Annotated in this window: 20 protein-coding genes; 11 read left to right on the top strand and 9 right to left on the bottom strand. The window is 62.9% G+C overall.

Going from position 1 to position 22966, the window contains the following annotated elements; all coding sequences use genetic code 11:
• Nucleotides 1–71: 71 nt before the first annotated feature.
• Genes proX through ACXAHG_RS08255 form a run of 3 tightly spaced genes read right to left on the bottom strand, consistent with a single transcriptional unit; the run spans nt 72 to nt 3145 of the window.
• Complete coding sequence (gene proX, locus ACXAHG_RS08265; protein WP_475056771.1) at nt 72–1061, bottom strand: glycine betaine/L-proline ABC transporter substrate-binding protein ProX; 990 nt, start codon at nt 1059–1061, stop codon at nt 72–74.
• A gap of 53 nt (nt 1062–1114) precedes the next feature.
• Nucleotides 1115–2050, bottom strand: a complete 936-nt coding sequence (locus ACXAHG_RS08260; protein ID WP_475056770.1) for an ABC transporter permease — start codon at nt 2048–2050, stop codon at nt 1115–1117.
• A gap of 12 nt (nt 2051–2062) precedes the next feature.
• The gene (locus ACXAHG_RS08255; RefSeq protein WP_475056769.1) at nt 2063–3145 is read right to left on the bottom strand and encodes a quaternary amine ABC transporter ATP-binding protein; all 1083 of its coding nucleotides are present in this window, start codon (nt 3143–3145) and stop codon (nt 2063–2065) included.
• 159 nt (nt 3146–3304) lie between these two features.
• Here ACXAHG_RS08255 and ACXAHG_RS08250 point away from each other — a divergent pair, with 159 nt between their 5' ends.
• The 4 genes from ACXAHG_RS08250 to ACXAHG_RS08235 are packed head-to-tail and all read left to right on the top strand — an operon-like array spanning nt 3305 to nt 7772.
• A complete protein-coding gene (locus ACXAHG_RS08250; RefSeq protein WP_475039051.1) occupies nt 3305–4015 on the top strand; it encodes a GntR family transcriptional regulator in 711 nt (236 codons plus the stop codon).
• Nucleotides 4016–4023: 8 nt separating this feature from the next.
• The gene (locus ACXAHG_RS08245; RefSeq protein WP_475056768.1) at nt 4024–4935 is read left to right on the top strand and encodes a dihydrodipicolinate synthase family protein; all 912 of its coding nucleotides are present in this window, start codon (nt 4024–4026) and stop codon (nt 4933–4935) included.
• A gap of 3 nt (nt 4936–4938) precedes the next feature.
• Complete coding sequence (locus ACXAHG_RS08240; RefSeq protein ID WP_475056766.1) at nt 4939–6435, top strand: aldehyde dehydrogenase; 1497 nt, start codon at nt 4939–4941, stop codon at nt 6433–6435.
• Nucleotides 6432–7772 carry an NAD(P)/FAD-dependent oxidoreductase gene (locus ACXAHG_RS08235; RefSeq protein WP_475056765.1) on the top strand — a complete coding sequence of 447 codons (1341 nt, stop codon included), beginning with the start codon at nt 6432–6434 and terminating at the stop codon, nt 7770–7772. The genes ACXAHG_RS08240 and ACXAHG_RS08235 overlap by 4 nt, the downstream gene beginning before the upstream one ends.
• Before the next feature lie 97 nt (nt 7773–7869).
• Here ACXAHG_RS08235 and ACXAHG_RS08230 read toward each other — a convergent pair whose 3' ends face one another.
• The 5 genes from ACXAHG_RS08230 to ACXAHG_RS08210 form a co-directional block, all read right to left on the bottom strand.
• Nucleotides 7870–8604, bottom strand: coding sequence for an SDR family NAD(P)-dependent oxidoreductase (locus ACXAHG_RS08230; protein WP_475039056.1), 735 nt, complete (start codon nt 8602–8604; stop codon nt 7870–7872).
• A complete protein-coding gene (locus ACXAHG_RS08225) occupies nt 8601–9335 on the bottom strand; it encodes an SDR family NAD(P)-dependent oxidoreductase (RefSeq protein ID WP_475039057.1) in 735 nt (244 codons plus the stop codon). The genes ACXAHG_RS08230 and ACXAHG_RS08225 overlap by 4 nt, the downstream gene beginning before the upstream one ends.
• Nucleotides 9336–9349: 14 nt before the next feature.
• On the bottom strand, nt 9350–10453 hold the full coding sequence (locus ACXAHG_RS08220; protein ID WP_475056764.1) for a mandelate racemase/muconate lactonizing enzyme family protein: 1104 nt from the start codon (nt 10451–10453) through the stop codon (nt 9350–9352).
• Between the two features lie 37 nt (nt 10454–10490).
• Nucleotides 10491–11042, bottom strand: a complete 552-nt coding sequence (locus ACXAHG_RS08215; protein ID WP_475056762.1) for a TetR/AcrR family transcriptional regulator — start codon at nt 11040–11042, stop codon at nt 10491–10493.
• A 123-nt stretch (nt 11043–11165) separates the two neighbouring features.
• The gene (locus tag ACXAHG_RS08210; RefSeq protein ID WP_475056761.1) at nt 11166–12722 is read right to left on the bottom strand and encodes a trimethylamine methyltransferase family protein; all 1557 of its coding nucleotides are present in this window, start codon (nt 12720–12722) and stop codon (nt 11166–11168) included.
• Nucleotides 12723–13202: 480 nt separating this feature from the next.
• Here ACXAHG_RS08210 and repA point away from each other — a divergent pair, with 480 nt between their 5' ends.
• The 3 genes from repA to repC all read left to right on the top strand — a co-directional run bounded on the left by repA (nt 13203) and on the right by repC (nt 16676).
• Nucleotides 13203–14378, top strand: coding sequence for a plasmid partitioning protein RepA (gene repA / locus ACXAHG_RS08205; protein WP_475039063.1), 1176 nt, complete (start codon nt 13203–13205; stop codon nt 14376–14378).
• Nucleotides 14378–15352, top strand: a complete 975-nt coding sequence (gene repB / locus ACXAHG_RS08200; RefSeq protein WP_475039064.1) for a plasmid partitioning protein RepB — start codon at nt 14378–14380, stop codon at nt 15350–15352. The genes repA and repB overlap by 1 nt, the downstream gene beginning before the upstream one ends.
• A 181-nt stretch (nt 15353–15533) precedes the next feature.
• The gene (gene repC, locus ACXAHG_RS08195; RefSeq protein WP_475056760.1) at nt 15534–16676 is read left to right on the top strand and encodes a plasmid replication protein RepC; all 1143 of its coding nucleotides are present in this window, start codon (nt 15534–15536) and stop codon (nt 16674–16676) included.
• Nucleotides 16677–16707: 31 nt separating this feature from the next.
• On the opposite strand, the gene ACXAHG_RS08190 is transcribed toward repC, so the two are convergent.
• Nucleotides 16708–17001 carry a hypothetical protein gene (locus ACXAHG_RS08190; RefSeq protein ID WP_475039067.1) on the bottom strand — a complete coding sequence of 98 codons (294 nt, stop codon included), beginning with the start codon at nt 16999–17001 and terminating at the stop codon, nt 16708–16710.
• Nucleotides 17002–17786: 785 nt separating this feature from the next.
• On the opposite strand from ACXAHG_RS08190, the gene hutI reads away from it, so the two are divergent.
• Genes hutI through hutU form a run of 4 tightly spaced genes read left to right on the top strand, consistent with a single transcriptional unit; the run spans nt 17787 to nt 22934 of the window.
• Nucleotides 17787–18953 (top strand): imidazolonepropionase, encoded by a 1167-nt coding sequence (gene hutI, locus ACXAHG_RS08185; protein ID WP_475039290.1) that lies wholly within the window; start codon nt 17787–17789, stop codon nt 18951–18953.
• Nucleotides 18950–20473, top strand: a complete 1524-nt coding sequence (gene hutH, locus ACXAHG_RS08180; RefSeq protein ID WP_475056759.1) for a histidine ammonia-lyase — start codon at nt 18950–18952, stop codon at nt 20471–20473. Before hutI ends, hutH begins: the two co-directional genes overlap by 4 nt.
• Nucleotides 20470–21255 (top strand): N-formylglutamate deformylase, encoded by a 786-nt coding sequence (gene hutG, locus ACXAHG_RS08175; RefSeq protein ID WP_475056757.1) that lies wholly within the window; start codon nt 20470–20472, stop codon nt 21253–21255. The genes hutH and hutG overlap by 4 nt, the downstream gene beginning before the upstream one ends.
• Entirely contained in the window at nt 21252–22934 is a 1683-nt protein-coding gene (hutU, locus tag ACXAHG_RS08170) for a urocanate hydratase (protein ID WP_475056756.1), read from the top strand. The genes hutG and hutU overlap by 4 nt, the downstream gene beginning before the upstream one ends.
• Nucleotides 22935–22966 lie beyond the last annotated feature (32 nt).

Below are 22966 nucleotides of genomic sequence, written 5' to 3'. Positions count from 1 at the left end.
TTTGCCCCAGAAATGAAACGGACTGCGCGGAGAAAGCCCCGCGCAGTCCAGTGAGTCGGGTCTATCCCCTATTACTTGGCTGCAGCGCGGGCCGCGTCCAGCCATCCGTCATAGGCGGCGCGGTTGGCGTCGATCCATTCGGCCACATGGCGGTCGATGTCTTCCGAGCTGTCCTCGCCATCCGCCACCTTCTTGTTCTGGATGGAGATGTCGTTGATGTTGATCTGCGCCACTTCGAACAGTTTTGCAGCTGCCGGGTTGGCGTCCAGAAACTCATCGGTGGCGACGATGCGGATGCTGTCCACCGCAAAACCCAGGTCCTTGCCGTTGAAGGTGGTCTCCGCGGTGGCGCCATCGGGCAGCGAGGAATAGGGCACGGCCAGGAATTCCACGTCCTCACCCGGCACCAGTGCGCCGGAGACCCAGTAAGGCGTCCAGGTGTAGTACAGAACGTTTTCGCCGCCTGCGTTGCGGGCGATGGTGTCGGCGATGATGGCGTTATATTCACCCTGGTTGTGATTCACGGTGTCGCGCAGGCCGAACTCGGTCAGCTGATGTTCGATCACGCGCTCGCAGCCCCAGCCGGGCACGCAGCCGGCCAGATCGGCCTTGCCGTCGCCATCGGCGTCGAACATGGCGGCCTTTGCCGGGTCCTTGAGGTCGCCCAGGTTCTGCACGCCGGCATCATAGGCTGCCTTGTTCACCAGATAGCCCTGCAGTGCGCCGTCGATCAGGTGGCCCACCTTCTCCAGCACGTCGTCGCCGCCGGATTCCTGAAAGAAGTTGTCATGCAGCTTGTTCCAGGAGGCGGTGGTGAAATCCGCGTCGCCGGTGCCGAGGGCCAGGTGCATGGTCTGGGCCAGCACTTCTTCCGGCTCTGCCACGTCATAGCCGAGGTCGCGAAGCGCCTGGAACACGATGCGCGCCTGGAAGAACTCCTCGACGGTCGGCTGGATCACCGGGCGCACGGTGACGCCTTCGCCGGGGTTGTCTGCAGCAAACGCCGCGCCTGCCAGCATAGTCGAGGCTGCCAGCGCAGCCAGTGCGGTTTTTCTGAACATATATGTGTCCTCCCTTAGGTGTTCAGATGAAATTGAAAGTCCGGTCTTGCCCGTCAGGCCTTGCCCGCCAGGCGCAGCACTGCGCCGACGGGGCCGCCCTGCCACCAGTGGCGGTGGCCGCGTTCGCGGCCCGATTGGCCCATGCCCTGGGTAATGCGGTCCAGCACGATAGCCAGGATCACGATGCCAAGGCCGCCGACCAGCGCCTTGCCCGCATCCAGCCGGCCCATGGCGCGCAGCACCTCGTTGCCCAGCCCCTTGACCGAGATCATCGAGGCAATCACCACCATCGACAGCGACAGCATGATGGTCTGGTTGACGCCGGCCAGGATGGTGGGGGTCGCCAGCGGCAGCTCGACCTTGAACAGGATCTGGCGGGGGTTGGCGCCGAATGCACGGGCGGCCTCGACGACTGAAGGGTTCACGCCGCGGATGCCCAGCGAGGTCAGGCGGATCAGCGGCGGCAGCGCGAAGATGATCGTCACAATGACGCCAGAGACATTGCCGATGCCAATCAGCATCACCACCGGCACAAGGTAAACAAAGGCTGGGATGGTTTGCATGGTGTCGAGCACCGGCCGCATGGCGGTCTCAAACCGGTCGTTCTTGCCCGCCAGGATCCCCAGCGGCAGACCGATGATAAAACAGAGGATCACCGCCGAAACCACAATCGCCAGCGTGGTCATCGCCAGCCCCCAGGCGTTGGGCGACAGGAAGCCAAGCGCAAACATCGCCACGCCGACCAGGATCGCCACCCGGCGGCCCGCGGCCTGCCAGGCGATCAGGATCAGGATCGCCAGCATGATCATCGGCGGCACTGCATTGAGCGCAGTGTCGATGCCGACGATCATCTCGTTAAAGAACTTCTTGATCGGCTGGATGATGCCGCGGTTGGCAATCGCCCATTGCTTCACGCCGTCCGCCGATTCCGCCAGCCCAAGATCAATCGAGGAAAACGGGTCCAGGATGCTGAATTCTTTGTCTGCCATGGGTCCCGCTCCTTAGTGCTTGAGGCTGGCTGCGTCTTCGACATCGCCCTGGATGCCGCGCAGCAAGGCGTTCTTGGTGACGATGCCGATGGGTTTGCCGTCGGCCTTGACCACCACCGGGTGCTGGGTGGCGATGGAGAGGTTCACCAGATCGTCCAGCGAATGGTCCGGATGCGCCTCGGGCCAGCTGTCCACATTTGCCGGGCCGTTGCTCTGCTCATACTGCTCGACAGGTGTCATGATCTTGGCCGCCGAGATCAGCTCTAGCTTGGAGATGCCGGCGACAAAGTCGGCGACATAATCGTCTGCGGGGTTGGTCACGATGTCCTCTGGCGTGCCAACCTGCACCAGGGCGCCATCCTTCATGATGGCGATGCGGTCACCGATGCGGATCGCCTCGTCCAGGTCGTGGGTGATGAACAGGGTGGTCTTCTTCATCTCTGCCGACAGCGACATGAACTTGTCCTGCAACTGGCGGCGGATCAGCGGATCAAGCGCCGAGAAGGGTTCGTCCATCAGCAGGATCGAGGGATCGGCGGCAATGGCACGGGCCAGGCCGACGCGCTGCTGCATTCCGCCCGACAGTTCATCCGGGTATTTCTGGTCCCAGCCGTTGAGGTCCACGGCATCAATGGCGCGCATCGCGTTTTCGCGGCGTTCCTTGGGATCGTGGCCGCGCACCTCCTGGCTGAAGGAGACGTTATCCAGCACAGTGCGGTGCGGCATCAGCGCCATGTTCTGGAACACCATGCCGATTTTCTCGGCCCGCACTTCGCGCAAATCCTTCGCGGACAGCTTGTTGACGTCCTGGCCTTCGATGAACAACTGGCCGGAGGTCGGCTCGATCAGCCGGTTCACATGGCGAATCAAGGTCGATTTGCCGGAGCCGGACAGGCCCATGATGCAGAAGATCTCGCCGCGGCCGACGGTGAAACTCGCGTCCTGCACCCCAACGACGCAGTCGAAGCGGTCGCGCACTTCCAGCTTTCCAAGCCCCTGTTCCTTAACGGCTTTCATTGCCTCATCTGCGCGGCGGCCAAAGATCTTCCACAAATTGCGGCAGTCGATCACGGCGTCTTCCGTATGGGTCGTCACCTGTTCCCCTCCTCCGAAAACATTTCGTGCATACTGCATATTTTTTCTCTGTACACAAATTGTATTTTCTCCTAACACAAAATGAGCAATGTGGTTGCCGAAGCTGAACAGCCGGGTCATCCTGCCCGGACAGGTTCAAACGCAACGATGGAGACTGGAATGAAGGACGCGTCCAAACGCAGAAAGGCAGAGCTTTATGGCCATCTGAAAACGGCCATCATGACGCTTGCCTTGCGGCCGGGCGCCGATCTCGACGAATCAAAGCTGTCGGAAGAGTTCGAGTTGTCCCGCACGCCGCTGCGCGAAGTGCTGCGGCAATTGGCGGGCGAGGGCTATGTCGATCTGCGGGAAAACCGCGGGGCGCGGGTCAGCGAGATGTCGCATATGACTTTGCGGGACTTCTTCCTGGCGGCGCCGATGATGTACGGCGCGGTGCTGCAGCTGGCGGCCAAAAACGCGACCGAGGCGCAGATTGCCGAGCTGAAGGAGGCGCAGGAGGCCTTCAAGGCGGCGCTGCGCACCGGCTCGGGCGCCGACCGGGCGATGGCCAACAACCGTTTTCACGAGATCACCGGCGAGATGGCCGACAACATCTATCTCGCCCCGTCCTTTCAGCGCCTGCTGATCGATCATGCCCGCATCGGCATGACCTTCTACCGCCCCCAGGACCGCCAGATGGCGGAGAACCTGGGCGAGGCCAGCTCCCAGCACGACGCCATCATCGCCGCCATCGAGGCCGGCGACGAGGCGGCGGCGGGGCAGCTGGCGATCGACCATTGGAACCTGTCGCGCGATCAGATCGAGCTGTTTGTCATGCCCGCCGGGCTTGACCTGCCGCTTGGGACGGTGGCGCGTAAAACCCCTGCATGAGGACGCAGATGACCCCTATTTTCAAGTTTGAAGGGATCTACACCCCCGTGGTGACGCCCTATCACGAGGACGGCAGCGTCAACTGGGACGCCCTGGCCCAAGTGATCGACTATCTGATCGAGAGCGGCGTGCACGGCCTGATCTCCGGCGGCTCGACCGGCGAGAACTATGCCCAGACCGTTGAGGAACGGCTGGAGCTGGCGCGGTTCACCCGCGAGCACAGCAAGCTGCCGCTGGTTGTCGGCACCGGCGCCATGCGCACGCCCGATTCCATCGCGCTGGCCGAAGGCGCCGCCAAGCTGGGCGCAGAAAGCATCCTGCTTGCGAGCCCCGCCTATTCGGTTCCGACCGACCGCGAAAACGCGCTGAATGCGCTGGCCATCGACAAGGCGGCCGATCTGCCGGTGATGCTGTATAACTACCCGCACCGCACCGGCACCATGATGGGCGAGGAGTTCCTGGACCGCGTTTGCCGCTCGCGCAACTTCTGCGGCATCAAGGAAAGCTCCGGCGATATCAACCGGGTGCATCTGCTGGCGCGGGATTATCCGCACATCCAGCTGGGCTGCGGCATGGACGACCAGGCGCTGGAGTTCTTTGCCTGGGGCGCGCCCTTCTGGGTCTGCGGCGGCTCCAACTTCCTGCCGAAGGAACATGTGGCGCTGTACAACGCCTGCGTGATCGAAGGCAACTTCTCCAAGGGCCGCCGGATCATGTCGGCGATGCTGCCCTTGATGCGGGTCTTGGAACAGGGCGGCAAGTTCATCCAGACCATCAAGCACGGCGTCACCATGAACGGCTTTGACGCGGGCGCCATGCGGGCGCCGCTGACCGGCCTGAACAAGGACGACAAACGTGCGCTGGAACAGGTCGTGCGCGTGCTGAAACAGAAAATTGCAGACATCGAGGCGGAGGGCTGATCCATGACTTTGCTTACTCATGACGAATATAAATCCATCGCATCCGGCCTGGACCTGCCGACAGCGGCCTTCATCGACGGCAAATTCTGCCCCGCGGCCTCGGGCAAGACGTTTGAGACCCTGAACCCGGCCACCGGTGAGAAGCTGGCGGATATTGCGGCCTGCGGTGCCGAGGACGTCGATTTTGCGGTCGAAAAGGCGCGCGAGTCCTTTGACGACGGCCGCTGGTCGAAATTGCACCCGTCCGAGCGCAAGGACGTGCTGATCCGCCTGTGCAAGCTGATGACCCGCAACGCCCGCGAGTTGGCGGTGATGGAGAGCCTCGACAGCGGCAAGACCATCTATGACTGCGAAACCGTCGATGTGCCGGAGACCATCCACTGCCTGAAATGGCACGCAGAGGCCATCGACAAGATCTATGACCAGGTAGCGCCGGCGTCTGACGATCACATCGCCATGGTGGTGCGCGAGCCCATCGGCGTGGTTGGCCTGGTGCTACCCTGGAACTTCCCGCTGCTGATGCTGGCCTGGAAGATCGGCCCGGCGCTGGCGGCGGGCTGCTCCTTGGTGGTGAAACCCGCCAAGGAAACCACCCTGACCGCCCTGCGGGTTGCGGAACTGGCGGCTGAGGCAGGCGTCCCGGCAGGCGTGCTGAACATCCTGCCCGGCGGCGGCGGCGAGGTGGGAGAGCCGATTGGCCGCCACATGGATATCGACATGGTCTCCTTCACCGGCTCCACCGTGACCGGCAAGAAGTTCCTGACCTATTCGGCGGAAAGCAACGCCAAGGAAGTGGTGCTGGAGATGGGCGGCAAGAATCCCGCCATCGTGATGGACGACGCCGAGAACCTGGACCGCGTGGCCCAGCATCTGGTCAATGGCGCGTTTTGGAACATGGGCGAGAACTGCTCGGCTTCGTCCCGCCTGATCGTGCATAAGGACGTCAAGGCGGAACTGCTGGAGCGTATCGCTCACCACGCCAAGCAGTGGAACATCGGCGACCCGCTGCACCCGGAAACCCGCATGGGCGCGCTGGTCAGCGAAGGCCATTACACCAAAGTCTGCTCTTATCTGGAGAAGGCCGAAAACGTGGTGATCGGCGGCAAGGCCGAGGCGGGATTTGTCGAGGCCACCGTGGTTGAGGTCGAAGACAACAACGCGCTGCTGGCGCGTGAAGAGATCTTTGGCCCGGTGCTGTCGGTGATCGAGGTCTCCGGCTTTGACGAGGCAATCCAGGTCGGCAACGACACCGAATACGGGCTCTGCGCCTCCATCTTCACCGCCAATGCCAAACGCGCCATCCGCGGGGCACGCCAACTGCGGGCCGGCACGGTGACCGTGAACAGCTTCGGTGAGGGCGACATTTCGACCCCGTTCGGCGGTTTCAAGCAGTCGGGCTTTGGCGGCCGTGACAACTCTGTCCATGCCCACGACCAGTACACCCAGCTTAAAACCATCTGGATCGACCTGGCCGATGACGCAGACGAGGCCGTGGATTGACCGCCTACACTGCCAGACGCCTGCCCCGGCAGACCGGCGCGGCGGGATGGAATGCCATCCTGCCGCCGCAGGACGCGCTGCCGGTGCTGGACCAAGATCTGACCGCTGATGTGACCATCATCGGCGGCGGATTTGCGGGCTTGTCGGCAGCCCGCCGCCTGCACCAGCTGGACCCTTCGTTGAAGATCGCATTGCTGGAGGCAGGACCCTTTGCCGAAAGCTCTGCCGGGCGCAATTCCGGCTTCATGATCGACCTGCCGCATGATCTGGCCTCAGACAATTACGCAGGCACAGGGCTGGAGGCAGACAAGGCAGCGATTGCCTTGAACCGGCAGGCAATCCGTTTTGCCGCCAGTATCGCCGAAGACTGCGCCCTGCCGCAGGAGATGTTCGATCCCGCAGGCAAGATCAACGCCGCCGCCACCCGCGCGGGCGACAAGCACAACCGCGATTTCGCCGCCCATCTGGAGCGGCTGGGAGAGCCGCATACGCTCTATTCGCAGGCCGAAATGCAAGAGCTGACCGGCAGCCCGCACTACACTTCCGGCCTTTATGCACCGGGCACGGTGATGATTCAGCCCGCCGCCTATATCCGGACCCTGTCGGCGCATCTGGCGGGCCGGATCAGCGTGTTTGAAAACTCCCCGGTTATTGGGTTTGAAAAACAGGGTAACGGATGGCTGGTGAAAAGCCTTAAGGGGCGCGTCACCACCGGTTCGATCATCCTGGCCAACAACGGCCATTTGGAAAGTTTCGGCTTCTACCAGCGCCGCCTGATGCACATCTGCCTCTATGCCTCGATGACCGAACGGCTGACACCGGAACAGGTCCAGCGCCTGGGTGGCGAGGCCCGCTGGTCAGTTACTCCCGCGGACCCGATGGGCACCTCTGTGCGGCGGATTTCAGGCTCTTACGGCGACCGGATCCTGGTGCGCACCTGTTCCAGCTTCCACCCCACCATCGAGACCAGCGAAATGCGCCTGCGCAACGCGGGCTGGGTGCATGACCGCAAGTTCAGGGAACGGTTTCCGCATCTGGAAGGCGTGCAGATGGAGCACCGCTGGGCCGGGATGCTGTGCCTCAGCCGCAACGGCTCGGCAGCTTTCGGTGAGCTGGACCAGGGCGTCTATTCCGCCTGCTGCCAGAACGGCCTCGGCATTGCCCGCGGCACCTTGCAGGGCATGGGCATTGCGGAACTGGTTCTGCAAGGGGGATCGGAGATTGCCAGCCATTTCCTGGCCCAGCCCGAACCGCCCAGGCTGCCGCTGGAACCTTTTGCCTCATTGGGCGCAAATACCTATCTGATGTGGAAGGAATGGCGGTCCGGCAAGGAATAGAGGGCAGTGGGGGCTCTGCCCCCGGCCTGCGGCCTCCCCCGGGATATTTTCAGCCAGATGAACAGGGGATCCGGGCCTTTGAGGCCCGTTTCTTTGTTCAAGGCAGGCTCAGCTTGGCCATGCGGCCGCCGTCCACCGTGTAGACTTGGCCAGTGATGAAACCGGCATCCTCAGAGGCCAGGAAAGCAACCAAAGCTGCCACTTCCTCCGGCTTGCCGGTGCGGGCAACCGGGTGGATGCGGCCTATTTCGCGGCGGAAGGCCTCCGGGTTGGGCATACTTTCGATGAAATCCATGTTCAGCTCGGTGTCGATCCAGCCCGGCGCCACCGCGTTGCAGCGGATGCCCTCATGGCCGTGGTCCACCGCCACCGCGCGGGAGAGGCCATGCAGGCCCGCCTTGGAAGCGCAATAGGCGGCATGGCCGGGGTTGCTGCCCAGGCCTTCGATGGAGCCGGTGTTGACGATGCTGCCCTTGGTCTTGCGAAGGTGCGGCAGCGCCGCCTGGATCATCAGGAAAGGTGCCGTCAGGTTCACCGTCAGATTGCGCTGCCAGTCGGCGAGGGACATCTCCTCGACACCGGCCTCCTGCATCATGCCGGCATTGTTGACCAGCACATCCAGGCGCCCTGCCCGGCTGACGGCCTCTGCCACCACCTGCGCCGGGCTGTCCGGATCGGTGAAATCGGCGGCGATTGCCTCGAACTCGGCATCCTCTCCGCGCTGCGCAGTGAAAACCCGTGCCCCTTCGCCGCGCAGACGGCGGGCAATGGCCTGGCCGATGCCGCTGCGGCCGCCGGTGACAAGTGCCACCTTGCCGTCAAACCGGTTCATGACACCGGTTTCCCGCCGTTCACCTCCACCAGCGCGCCGCACATATAGCGGGCGGCGTCCGAGGCCAGGAACATGACCACATCAGCGATGTCTTCCGGCTGGGCAATGCGGCCCAGGGGCACGGTCTTGCCCAGCTCCGCAACCGCGCTGTCCGGGTCAAAGCCGCGTTTGGCGAACCCTGTGCGCAGCATCGGCGTGTTCACCTCATTCGGGCAGACCGCGTTGATGCGGATGCCCTGATGGGCGTGGTCCATCCCCATGCATTGGGTCAGCGAGGCAATCGCCGCCTTGGTCATGCAGTAAAGCGCGTGGTTCGGCCCCGGCGCCTTGCCGCCCCAGCACGACGCGGTGTTGACGATGGCACCGCCGCCGGTTTCAGCCATCAGCGGGATCGCGGCGCGGCAGATGCGGAAGGGAGCCTGAACATTCACCCCCATCGACAGGTCCCAGTCGGCGTCCGAGGTGTCTGTCACCGGGCCGCGGGTGATGACACCGGCGTTATTGATGACAATATCCAGCCCGCCAAGCGCCTCGGCAGCTGCTTGCGGCAGCATGTTGGCATAATCCGCGTCCAGCAGGTCGCCGGGCAGATGCGCCTCGGCCTCTATGCCGCTGGTGTCGCGGTCAGCGACCGCCACCTTGGCACCGGCGGCGCGCAGACGCTGGACAATGGAGGCGCCGATGCCACCCGCCGCGCCGGTGACCAGCGCGCATTTTTCTTGGAATTCCATGGATCTCTTCTCCCTCAGAAGGATGCAACCGGGGTGCCGAACAGGCTTTCGTCCGGGGTGATGCCCAGGCCCGGGCCCTGCGGCAACGCGATGTGGCCGCCTTCGATGCGGATACCGTTTTCGGCGTCATAGTTGCCCTCGATGTAAGGGGCAGCCAGCCAGACGCCCTCCAGATTGCCAGGCTTCACGGTGGCGCCCATATGGGTGCAGGCGGCGGCGATGATGTCACCGCCCCAGCTGTCGTCGCAGGTGTGGGGCAGGTTGCGGGCTTCGCAGATGTCGCGGAAGGCGCGCATGGGCTGCAGCCCGCCGATGCGGGTGACTTTCATGCCGAAACCGTCGACCAGCCCGGTGCCCGCCGCGGTGATCACCGTGTTCAGGCTGGTGCTGTTTTCATCCATGTAGAGGCCATGGCTGATCTGCGGGCGGATTTTCTGCAAGTCTTCCAGCGTGTTGCAGGGCTGTTCCATGATGAACGGAATGTCCGGGCATTCGCGGCTGACGCGCAGGGCATCGCGGGTGGTCCAGCCGCGGTTGCCGTCCACCGCCAGCTTCATGCCGGAGCCGCGGACCTTCTCCCAGACCTTGCGGATGGTCTCGATGTCCAGCTCCACCGGACGGCCGCCGACCTTAACCTGCAGGCGGGGATAGCCCTCGGCCAGTTTCTCGGCGGCGAGGCGCGCAATGTCGTCGGGGGCGCCAACGCCGGTGGCGTAGTAGGATGGCACCCGGTCCGTGGCGGCGGCGCCCAAAAGGGTTGAGACGCTGACGCCCAGATGCTTGCCCAGAAGGTCATGGGCGGCGATGTCGATGGCGGCCTTGGCGTAGTTGTGGCCGGTAAGCAGCCCATCCATGCGCCGGTGCAGGGTCACCGGGGCCACCTCGGTGCCGATCAGCCCTTCGGCCATCGCGATCAGCGCCGCACGGGCGCCTCCGGCGTGGGATTCCGCGTAGGTCGGGCCGACAGGGCAGGTTTCACCCCAGCCGACCTGGCCGTTGTCCGCCACCAGTTTCACCAGCGTGGTATCAAGCGCCCAGACCTCAGCGTTGGCCATCGTGTAGGGGCCGTTCTTGACCGGCAGATCATGCTGATAGATGTGGATTTCTGCGATTTTCATGGTTGTTTCCCGTGTTGGAGTGAGGGGGCTGGCTGTGTCAGTCGATCCCTGCCGCCAGCAGAATAGTTTTGCCGCTGCTGAGGGCAGTAGCAGCGGCGGCGTGCGGTCCGTGGAACCGGGCCGCCTCGGTCAGCCCTTCGTGCAGCAGGAACAGCGCGGCCGAGAGACCCTCGGCATCGCAACCCGGCGCCGCGTCCAGCAGACGGGTGCGGAATTGTGCCTGAAGCCGGGTCTTGTGGTCCTCGACCGCCTGGCGGATCGCGTCACTGTCCGGATAGGCGGCAAGCGCATTCAGAAACAGGCAGCCGGTGCTGGACACCTGCTCCAGCCATTCACCAAGGCGCTTGAGCGGATAAAGCACATGTTCAGCCCCCTGCCCCGGTCCGCCTGCGATCCAGTCGCCATAGGCCTGGTCGCGGTAGGCCAGTGCACCGACCACCATCGCTTCGCGGCTGGGAAAGTACTTGTAGAGCGTTCTGAGCGAGACATCGGCGCCCGCGCGCAGGGCCTCAACGCCCTGGGTAGCAAACCCCATCTCGGCAAACTGGCGGTCCAGGCTCTCGGCAATTCTGTGCTGTGTTTCAGTCATGGGGATACGGTAGAGCGATCGCTCTACACCGGACTTGCAGGAATCCGACCCCTGCCCTGGCCCCAACCGACATAAAAAAACCCGCCCTTTGCAGGGCGGGTCAGTCAGGGGAGGAGGGTGGGATCAGTAATCCTGGTTCAGCTCGTCCGCGGCGGGAATTTCACGCTCACGGCGGGCGATATAGTCCAGCAGTTCTTCGTTCTTGGCCTCGTCCAGCTTGGGCTCCTGATACTCGGCCAGCAGTTTCTTGGCGTGTTTCAGGGCGCGCTCGGTGATTTCGACACCTCCTTCGGCCTGCCACTGCTCGATTGAGTTGTTGTCGAACATGTCCGGCATGAAGAACGCCTGCTGGAAGTTCTCCTGGGTGTGCGGGTGGCCCAGGTAGTGGCCGCCGGGGCCAACGTCCGGCACCGCGGCAAGGGCCTGATCGAAATCGTCCCATTTCGGGCCTTCCGCCATCCGGTAGGCCATCGCGCATTGCTCGGCGTCGACGATGAATTTCGCGACCGAGCAGTGCATACCCGCCTCGTTCCAGCCCGCCGAGTGCCAGATATAGTTGGCGCCCGCGTGCATGACGGCCGACAGGGTGGTTGCGGATTCGTACCCCGCCTGCGCGTCGAACGTCTTAGCACCGCCCAGGGTGTTGGAGGTCCGCCACGGCACATCGTAATAGCGCGCCATCTGGCCGATCATGAAGTTCATCAGGCTGATCTCAGGCGTGCCCGCCATCGGGGCGCCGGATTTCATGCTGACGGTCGACAGGTAGTGGCCGTAAATCGCCGGGGTGCCCGGGTTGCAAACCTGGGTATAGGCCAGAGCCGACAATGCCTCAGCATTCAGCTGCGCAACCGACGCGGCAACCGAGGCCGGCGTGTTGGCGCCGCCCAGAACAAAGGGTGAGCACAGCACCGGCTGCCGGCGCTTGCCGAAAGCGCGCATGGCGCCGAGCATGGTCTCATCCCAGACCAGCGGCGAGTTGCCGTTGCAGTTGCCGGTGGTGACGGGGTTGTTCATGATGAAGTCTTCACCGAACAGGATGGCGCACATGTCCATCACGTCCTCGGCGTTCTTGGGGCTGGTGGTCATGCCCATGAACGTCTTGTCCGAGTATTTCATCGACGAGTAGGTGATCCGCAGGTGCCGCTGGCTGATCGGATGGTCGTAAGGTTCGACGATATGGTGCGCCGAGGAATGCAGGGCCGGCATCATATGCGCCAGCTTGTGGAACATCGCCAGATCTTCCAGCATCGGGTTGCGGCGCACGTCCTCCAGGTCGCGCAGGAAGGGCGCGCCGGTCATCGGCACAAAGATCGAATGCTTGCCACCCAGGCGCACGTTCTTTTTCGGGTCCCGCGCGTGGTAGGTGAAATCGCTGGGGATGGTCTTGATCAGCTCGCGCACCAGCCCGCGGTCCAGATAGACCAACTCGCCAACAACCTTGGCGCCCGCGCGTTTCCAGTCTTCCAGCGCAATGGGGTCGCGGAACTGGACGCCGACGTTCTCCAAAATGTCCATCGAGGCATTGTCGATCTTTTCGACTTGGGCACCGTCCATCACCTCGCACAGCGGGATATTGCGGGTGAGGCCGGGCAGCATGTCAAACTTCGGCGCAGTGCGCAGGGCGCGGCGGGCGTGGCGGCCGCCGGAACGCGAGCGGGTCGCGGTGGCTTGCTCAGTCATGGCAGTGTTCTCCTTTGGCGGAGAGTTTGACGGCGATGGCGCGGTTTGACGTGCAGGATTCCGAAATCCGCTTGCAGAAACCGACACTCCGTTTGCTGGAACCGTCTTGGGGGACGGTGATACTGCGAACGCTGGATCCGGCTGGGAACAGCGAAACCGCGGAACAGAGCCTAAACAGGCGAATTTCCCGGAAAACTCTGACCCTGTGCGACTCGCTGCGCGGCTGCTGCTTTCGCATCCTGCACACTGGCAGAAAAATTATCCACAGATGCGGCATCCAATGCCGCAGCCAGGATTTTTGTTTATTTCCAGATGATTAAGATGAATTTGAAGCCTTTTACCGGAACATGGCGCCAATCTGGACACCGGGCTTGCAACCTGTAACTGAAGGAATCTATTGCACAACTGCGTTCGCATTGCGTATAGAAACGATAAATAAAGCGCTGACGCAAAACAGCGTTACTATCGAGAGGGCAGCAGTTGGCAGTAGCACTCCACATCAATCAGCGAATCCGCGAGAATGCGGAGAACCTCAGTGCGGCCCTAGAAAGCCACATGCTGGCAAATTTTGCGCCGGACGCAAGGAAGGAATTGCGTCTGTTCAGCGCCGGCGAAGCGGCAGAAATGCTGGGGATCTCGCCCAGCTTCCTGCGCAAGCTGCATTTTGACGGTAAATTCCCCGAGGTGCACACCACGCCGGGCGGCCGGCGCCACTATTCCGCGGCTGATCTGCTGGAAATGCGCAAGATCCTGGATGCCTCAGCCAAAACGCCCGGCACTTACCTGCGCGGCCGCCGCGAGGGCGACAAGGTGCAGGTGCTGTCCTTCCTGAACTTCAAGGGCGGATCGGGCAAGACCACCTCGTCCATTCACACCGCGCAGCGGCTGGCCCTGAAGGGCTACCGGGTGCTGGCTGTGGATATTGACCCGCAGGCATCGCTGACGACGCTTTTCGGCTACCGTCCAGAGGTCGATTTCCTCGAAACAGGGACGATTTATGACGCAATCCGCTATGACGACCCCCTGCCCCTGCGCCAGATCATCCAACAGACTTATTTCACCGGCCTGGACCTGGCGCCGGGCGGGCTGATCCTGCAGGAATTCGAGCATGAAACCCCGCAGGCGCTGATCAACAACGTGCAGCCCGCCTTCTTTGCCCGCATGGCCGCCGCGCTGGAGGAGGTCGAGAAGGATTACGACGTGATCATCTTCGACTGCCCGCCGCAGCTGGGCTATCTGACGATGTCGGCGCTCTGCGCCTCGACCGGTGTGATCATCACCGTGGTGCCAAACATGCTCGACATCGCGTCGATGTCGCAGTTCCTGCAGATGTCAGCCGAACTGCTGGATGTCGTGTCCAACGCGGGCGCCGCGCTGGAGTTCGATTTCCTGCGCTTTCTGATCAACCGGTACGAGCCGAACGACGGTCCACAGCAACAGGTGGTTGCATTCATGCGGCAGTTGTTCGGCGAGGAAGTCATGGTTGCCCCGATGCTGAAATCCACTGCGATTTCCGACGCCGGGCTGACTCAGCAAACGGTCTATGAGGTCGAAAGATCCCAGTTTCACAGGTCAACCTACGACCGTGCGGTGGATTCACTGAATCAAGTTAACGATGAAATAGAATCCCTCCTGCAACAATCATGGAGGCGTTGATGGCACGCAAAGGTATTCTCAGCACAGCCCTGAACAGCCCCGCAGCAGCCGCTCCGGGGCCGAAACCCAAGATGATGCCGCGCGGTGCGGTCGGGGCGCTGCAATCCTCGCTCAGCAAGCTGCAGGAAAGCGCGGTGCAGGAAATCGACACCGCGCTGATCGACGACGCGGGCTATGAGGACCGCCTGGGCATGGACGGGGTAGCGTTCAACCAGCTGAAGGACAGCCTGCAGACCTACGGCCAGCAGGTTCCGGTGCTGCTGCGGCCGCACCCCAAGACGCCAGGACGGTTCGAAATCGTCTACGGCCGCCGCCGCCTGAAGGCGCTGCGCGAACTGGGGCTGCCGGTCAAGGCGATGGTGCGGCAGCTGGACGACCACGCGCTGGTGATGGCCCAGGGCCAGGAAAACACCTCGCGCCAGGATCTCAGCTTTATCGAAAAGGCGGCCTTTGCGGCGCAGCTGCAGGCGGATGGCTATGGACGGCAGACAATTGCCGCCGCGCTGTCGATCGACCTGCCGATGGTGTCGCGGATGCTCAAGGTCGGCACCGCCTTTGATTTGCCCTTCCTGCGGACGATCGGTTCAGCCCCCGGCATTGGCCGCGACCGCTGGATGATGCTGGTCAAGCTGTTCGACGATCCCGCCGCACGGTCCCGGGCGGTCATCAGGACAAACCGGCCTGACTTTACGATGTTTAACTCCGACGGGCGGTTCGAGGCGGTTTTGAAACATGCCCAAGGCGTGCCGCAAGACCCCAAACCCGCCCCTGCCCCGGCGGCAACCCGCGCCCTGCCCGGCAGCAACGGTGCTGAGGTGGCCGGGATCAAAACCACCGCAAAGGGCATCACCCTCACGATCTCCGCCAAGGACGCGCCCGGTTTCGACACCTGGTTCGATGCCAACGCAGAGGAGATCATGGCAGAGCTTCACGGCCGCTGGCAGCAAGACCAGCCTGAGCAGCCGGAAGAGTAAGAAGAAGAGCAGAAATAAGGACAGGAGGCACGTAAACAGGCAAAAGAAAAGCCCCCCAGGACATTACATCCCAGAAGGCCGTTCTCAGATTTAGCACCTTTGGAATAGCCTCTCAGACTCGTCACTGTCAACTCTGTGCGCTGCACAGGGGCGGGTATTTTTTGTCTTTCGTGAAAAAAAGATGGAACATGCGTCCCAAATTACCGTTGGGCGGATGGATCAGTGCGGCCAGCTGGCAGGTACCCATGACAAGTGGGACCTTCTGGCTGCGCTCACCCATGCCGCAGAGGAATTCGACCTGAGCCACCGCACCCTTGGCGTGCTCAAGGCCTTGCTGACATTCTACCCCCAGCGCGCGCTGCCGGCAGAGCCGGACAGCGCCATTGTGTTTCCCTCGAACCGCAAACTGATGGAACGGCTCAATGGAATGCCCGAAAGCACCCTGCGCCGCCATCTGGCCGCCCTCGCCCGGACCGGGATTGTCAGCCGGAAAAACAGCCCCAACGGCAAACGCTATGCCCGCCGCTGCGGCTCGGACATGCCGCTGGCCTTTGGTTTCGACCTGTCCCCCCTCGCCCGCCATGCCGGTCAGGTTTTCGACGCAGCCCTGACCGCCCGCACCCGTGCGGAACAACTGGCAGTTCTGCGCGACAAGGTTGCCGTTCTGCGCCAGCAGCTGCTGGGCTGCGCTCAGGGCCAGGCGGATGATCTGCTGGAAACCGCCCGCAAACTGCTGCGCCGCAAGCCCTGCGAGGCCGGTCTGACCCAGATGGCCCGCACGCTGCAGCATGAAATTGCCAGCCGTGCGCCGTCAGAAACCGCACAGGAAACCACACTCGCCGCACGCAAAATGAGCGGCAGCGGCGGCGAAAATGAGCGGCACATACAGGATTCAGTAAAAAAAGATTCTGACTCTGAAGCGGCGCAACCCGATTGGGGATCTGAACAGCTCCAGCCCCTCCCGATAGAGGCCGGCATCGCTGAGAAGACACATGAGTTGTCCACCCTGCTGCGGGCCTGCCCGGAGGTTCAGGCCTATTATCCAGGAAAGCTGCGCAGCTGGCAGGACGCAGACAGGATTGCAGACGCCCTTTCCCCGATGATCGGCATTGAAATGCCGGTTCTGAGCGACGCACGGGCTGCCATGGGCCGCAAGGACGCGGCAGCAGCCGTGATGTGCATCCTGGAGAAGCTGGAAACCATCCGCAGCCCAGGGGCCTATTTGCGGCGTCTGGCGCAGAAGGCCCGTGCAGGCCAGTTTTCCATCGGTCCGATGCTCAATGCGTTGCTTCAGATATCCCGGCCTGCAGAAATTGTCAGCTGACAATTTTGCAGGATGCGACCAGCCGCGCCTATCAATCCGGGACCGCATTGGTGTGAATTCGCTTGCCCGCAGCATCCAAACCTGCCGCAAAAGGACGCAGCACTACTCGGGCACTTTCTTCTTGTTCAAAGGCAGAGCAGACAGAATTGTCAGCTGACAATTTCTTCTGTTCGCTTGGAAACATTGGTGTAGCAGCGCGTGACCGGCTGACCGGACGGCGGCAGGTATTTGCGGCAACCTCCAGCCCGGAAGCATATTTTCGGGCCAGGCGGAAATGCGCTGCGGTGAAGTTGTCAGCTGGCAATTTTTGAAACGAACTGCACATTGATCTGGCTTCCCTTTCTATGCAGGTTTTCGCCGCTGGCGCAGGTTGAAACATGCTTGCAAGGGATGAGAACGTAAAAATTGTCAGCTGACAATTTTCCGGAAGGCCGCCTCCATCCGGCGCATCAGGTTCAATTTCCCGCAGCCTCTCCGGTATTTGGTTCTCCACTTAAAGGACGGCCGCGCCTCCCCAGGCACACCGCTATCCCTTGCTGCTAATAACATTACGCAGCAAGGATAAGAGCCGAACAAACTGCAAAGGATAATCTCAACGACCGGGCATGAAACACCCTGCCTGCGCATCACGCTGCGGCCGCGGGCCGCGCCATCTCCAACGCCAAGCCGGAGCTGGTCCTTAACCAAATCAGCCTCTGTCTGCTGCCTGGGAACTGCGATGATCGGGCTGCGGTTACGCCTTTATCCTTAGAAGCAATCGGCAGGTGACTGTAGAGCCGCCGCCCGTTTCCGGTCTTGAGCCCCGTTGCGATTGCTGCTCGGCCGGGCTTTGGACGGCTGGCAATCAGCCAGATGATGACAGACCTGAGTCTTCTGACGAGCTGATATCTCCGAAGGCTTGCAGATGCGGTCAGCCGTTCAGAAGAACGGCACCCGTCAATCAGCACCTGCAATTTCCGCACATCACAGGCGGTTTTAGCAGGGCTGTTCGTTTCATTTTATGACTAGACATAATGCTCTAAATCCGTAGTTTAATCCAAAAGCGGCAGTAAGGGGATTTGAGATTCTGTGGCAGAGGATTTTGTTCTGACAGGGGCGCGGCTGGCCACGATGGCCGGCACGGATGCGCCCTATGGCCTGATCGAGGACGGCGCGGTTGCGGTTTCTGGCGGCAGGATTGTCTGGGCCGGGCCGCGGGAAAAATTGTCAGCTGACAATTTTTCGTGGGAGCAGCGCGATCTGGGCGGACGGCTGGTCACGCCGGGCCTGATCGACTGCCACACGCACATCGTTTTTGGCGGCAACCGGGCGATGGAGTTCGAGATGCGCCTGAACGGGGCCTCTTATGAAGAGGTCGCCAGGGCAGGGGGCGGCATCGTCTCCACCGTTTCGGCCACCCGCACAGCCTCGCTGGAGGCTCTGGTGCAGGACGCGCTGCCGCGGCTGGATGCGCTGATTGCCGAAGGGGCCACGGTGGTGGAAGTGAAATCCGGCTACGGGCTGGACCGGGAGACCGAGCTGAACATGCTGCGCGCCGCCCGCCGGCTGGGGGAACTGCGCCCGGTGACGGTGAAAACCACCTTCCTTGGCGCCCATGCCACACCCGGCGAATACAAGGGCCGCGACGATGAATATATCGACGGGGTCTGCATTCCCGCCCTGCGCGCCGCCCATGCAGAAGGGCTGGTGGATGCGGTCGACGGGTTCTGCGAAAACATCGCGTTTTCGCCGGCGCAAATCGAACGGGTCTTCAAGGTGGCGCAGGAGCTGGCCCTGCCGGTGAAACTGCACGCCGAACAGCTGAGCCATCAGGGCGGCACGGCCTTGGCCGCGAAATACGGCGCGTTGTCAGTCGATCACGTGGAATACGCGACCGAGGAGGATGCCAAGGCGATGGCCGCAGCGGGCTCTGTCGCCGTTATCCTGCCCGGCGCCTTTTACACCATCCGCGAAACCCAGGCGCCGCCGATCGAACATTTCCGCACCCATGGCGTGCCGATGGCGCTGGCGACCGATTGCAACCCCGGGTCCTCGCCGCTGACGTCTTTGCTGCTGACCATGAACATGGGCTGCACCCTGTTCCGGATGACGCCGGAGGAGGCGCTGGCAGGCGTCACACGCAACGCAGCCCGCGCGCTGGGGGTGACGGACCGCGGAGAGATTTCCGCCGGTATGCGCGCCGATCTGGCGGTCTGGGATGTGGAAACGCCCGGCGAGCTCGCCTACCGCATCGGCTTCAACCCCCTTCACACCCGTATCTATGAGGGCAAACAATGATCGAGATGATCCCCGGCACGGTGACGCTGTCCACGCTGGAAGATATCTACCGCAATCTGACACCGGCCAGGCTCGATGCCTCGGCGCGTGAGCCGGTGGAGGCCGCGGCGCAGATGGTGGCCGAGGCCGCTGCGGGCGAGGCGGCCGTCTATGGCATCAACACCGGTTTCGGCAAGCTGGCCTCGACCAAGATCGCGCCGGAAGACACTGCCACCCTGCAGCGCAATCTGATCCTCAGCCACTGCTGCGGGGTAGGGGAGCCGCTGCCGGAAGACAAGACCCGGCTGATGATGACGCTGAAACTGCTGTCGATGGGCCGCGGTGCGTCGGGCGTGCGCTGGCTGGTGATCGACCAGATCGAGAAGATGCTGGCCCATGGTGTGATCCCGGTGATTCCGTCGCAGGGCTCGGTTGGCGCATCCGGCGACCTGGCGCCGCTGGCGCATATGGCGGCGGCGATGATCGGGGCAGGGGAGGCGACATTCGACGGCACCCGCATGTCCAGCGCGGAAGCGCTGAAAAAGGCCGGATTAGAGCCGATTTTGCTGGGCCCCAAGGAAGGCCTGGGGCTGATCAACGGCACTCAGTTTTCGACCGCCTGCGCTCTGGCCGGGCTGTTTGACGCCTGGCGCATGGCCGAGGCCTCGATGACCATCGCGGCGCTCACCACCGACGCCATCATGGGTTCTACCGCGCCGCTGGTTGCCGACATCCACACCCTGCGCGGCCATGCCGGGCAGATCGATGTGGCGCAACAGATGCGCGGGATCATGGACGGTTCCGAGATCCGCGAGAGCCACCGCGAGGGCGACACAAGGGTGCAGGACCCCTATTGCATCCGCTGCCAGCCGCAGGTGGTGGGCGCAGCGCTGGACGTGCTGCGGATGGCCGCGAAAACGCTGGAGATTGAGGCCAACGCCGTTACCGACAACCCGCTGGTGCTGGTGGGTGAGGGGCGCATTGTCTCAGGCGGCAACTTCCATGCGGAATACGTGGGCTTTGCCGCGGATCAGATCGCGCTGGCGGTGGCAGAGATTGGCGCCATCGCGCAGCGCCGGGTGGCGCTGATGGTCGATCCCACGCTCAGCCACGACCTGCCGCCGTTCCTGACACCTGATCCCGGTTTGAACTCCGGCTTCATGATTGCCGAGGTGACCACCGCGGCGCTGATGAGTGAAAACAAGCATTTGGCGAACCCTTGCGTTACCGACTCAACTCCAACGTCAGCAAATCAGGAGGACCACGTGTCAATGGCCGCCCATGGCGCGCTGCGGCTGACCAAGATGAACGCCAACCTGTCGGTGATCCTCGGCGTCGAGATGCTTTGTGCCGCGCAAGGGGTGGAGGCGCGCGCGCCGCTGCAAACCTCGGCCCGGCTGCAGGACGTGCTGGCGATGCTGCGCGGGGACATCCCCGCGCTGGCGGAGGACCGCTATCTGGCGCCTGATATCGAGGCTGCCAGCGCCATGGTCCGCGCGGGCCACGTGGCGGCGGCTGCGGGCGTGGAGGTCAAGGCATGATCGAAGTGATCCAGGGCAACTCGCCGCTGGTGCTCGGGCTGCCCCACACCGGCACCGATGTGCCGCCGGACATCTGGGAGAGCCTGAACGGGACGGGCAGGGCGCTGGCGGACACCGACTGGCATATCCATGAGCTCTATGCCGGGCTGGTGGAGGACATCACAACTGTCCGCACCCCGGTCCACCGCTATGTGATCGACGTGAACCGCGACCCTAGCGGAATCAGTCTCTATCCCGGACAAAACACCACAACTTTGGTGCCTTTGACCGATTTCGACGGGCTGCCGATCTGGCAGGACAGCAAGGAGCCGGACGAGGCCGAAATCACCCTCCGCCGGGACGCCTACCACGCGCCGTATCACGCGGCGCTGGCGGCGGAACTGGAGCGGGTGAAGGCGATCCATGGCTTTGCCATTCTGTATGATTGCCACTCGATCCGCGGTGATATCCCATTCCTTTTCGAGGGGCGCCTGCCGGATTTCAACACCGGCACCAATCTGGGCACAACCTGCGACCCCGCAATCGAGGCGCTGACCGTGGCCCATTGCGAGGCGGCGGAGGGTTATACCTCCACCCTCAACGGGCGTTTTAAGGGCGGCTGGACCACCCGCCACTATGGCCGCCCCGCAGACGGCCTGCACGCCATCCAGATGGAGCTGGCACAGGCGACCTACTGCCAGGAAAGCCCCCCCTGGACCTATCTGCCGGAGCGCGCGGAACAGCTGCGCACCCATCTCACCAAAATTCTGACTGAACTCAAAAACTGGAGGCCCTCGGCATGAGCGATCCCCGCAAGAACACCCGCGACATCTTTCCGCCCACAGGCCCGGAAATCACCGCCAAGCATTGGGTGACCGAGGCGCCGATGCGGATGATGATGAACAACCTGCATCCCGACGTCGCCGAAAACCCGCATGAGCTGGTGGTGTATGGCGGCATCGGCCGGGCGGCGCGGACCTGGAAGGATTTCGACCTGATCGTCGAGAACCTGAAGAACCTGGACGACGACCAGACCCTGCTGGTGCAGTCGGGCAAGCCGGTCGGCGTGTTCCAGACCCACAAGGACGCACCGCGGGTGCTGATCGCAAACTCCAACCTGGTGCCGCATTGGGCCAATTGGGACCACTTCAACGAGCTCGATAAGAAGGGCCTGATGATGTACGGCCAGATGACCGCTGGCTCGTGGATCTATATCGGCACCCAGGGCATCGTTCAGGGCACCTATGAGACCTTCGCCGAGGCGGGCCGCCAGCATTACGGCGGCGACCTGACCGGCAAGTGGATCCTGACCGGCGGCCTTGGCGGCATGGGCGGCGCGCAGCCGCTGGCAGCTGTGTTCGCGGGCGCCTGCTGCCTGGCAGTGGAGTGCAACCCCGACAGCATCGACTTCCGCCTGCGCACCAAATACCTGGATGAGAAGGCCGAAACCCTGGACGAGGCGCTGGAGATGATCGAGCGCTGGACCGCTGCGGGCGAGGCGAAATCCGTGGGCCTTCTGGGCAACGCGGCGGATGTGTTCGCGGAACTGGTGGAGCGTGCCAGGGCAGGCGGCGTGAAGCCTGATATCGTGACCGACCAGACCTCGGCGCATGACCCGGTCAACGGCTACCTGCCGCAGGGCTGGACCATGGCGCAGTGGAAAGAAAAGCGCGAAACAGACCCTAAAGCAGTGGAAAAAGCCGCCCGTGCCTCGATGAAGGTGCAGGTCGCGGCGATGTGCGAGTTCCACGCTATGGGCATTCCAACTGTCGACTACGGCAACAACATCCGTCAGATGGCGCTGGAGGAGGGGCTGGAGAACGCCTTTGACTTCCCCGGTTTTGTGCCTGCCTATATCCGCCCGCTGTTCTGCAAAGGCATCGGCCCGTTCCGTTGGTGTGCGCTGTCGGGCGATCCGGAGGATATCCGCAAGACCGACGCCAAAATGAAAGAGCTGTTCCCCGAAAACGAGCACCTGCACCGCTGGCTGGACATGGCGCAGGAACGGATTGCTTTCCAGGGCCTGCCCGCGCGGATTTGCTGGATCGGTCTGGGCGACCGCCACAAGGCGGGCCTCGCCTTCAACGAGATGGTCCGCAATGGCGAATTGTCGGCGCCGGTCGTGATTGGCCGCGACCACCTGGACTCGGGGTCCGTGGCCTCGCCCAACCGCGAGACTGAGGCGATGCAAGACGGTTCCGATGCGGTCTCCGACTGGCCGCTGTTGAATGCGTTGTTGAACACCGCGTCGGGCGCGACCTGGGTGTCGCTGCACCACGGCGGCGGCGTTGGCATGGGCTTTTCGCAGCACTCCGGCGTGGTGATCTGCTGCGACGGCACCGAAGACGCCGACCGCCGCATTGGCCGGGTGCTGTGGAACGACCCGGCAACCGGGGTGATGCGCCACGCCGATGCGGGCTATGTTATCGCCAAGGATTGCGCGCGGGAACACGGGCTGAACCTGCCCGGTATTCTGGGCTAAGAACCTAGGATAACTCAAACAGGCCGGAGAGT

The organism is Leisingera sp. ABD4_442 (assembly GCF_056160905.1).
This window is presented reverse-complemented; position numbering and strand designations above follow the sequence as displayed.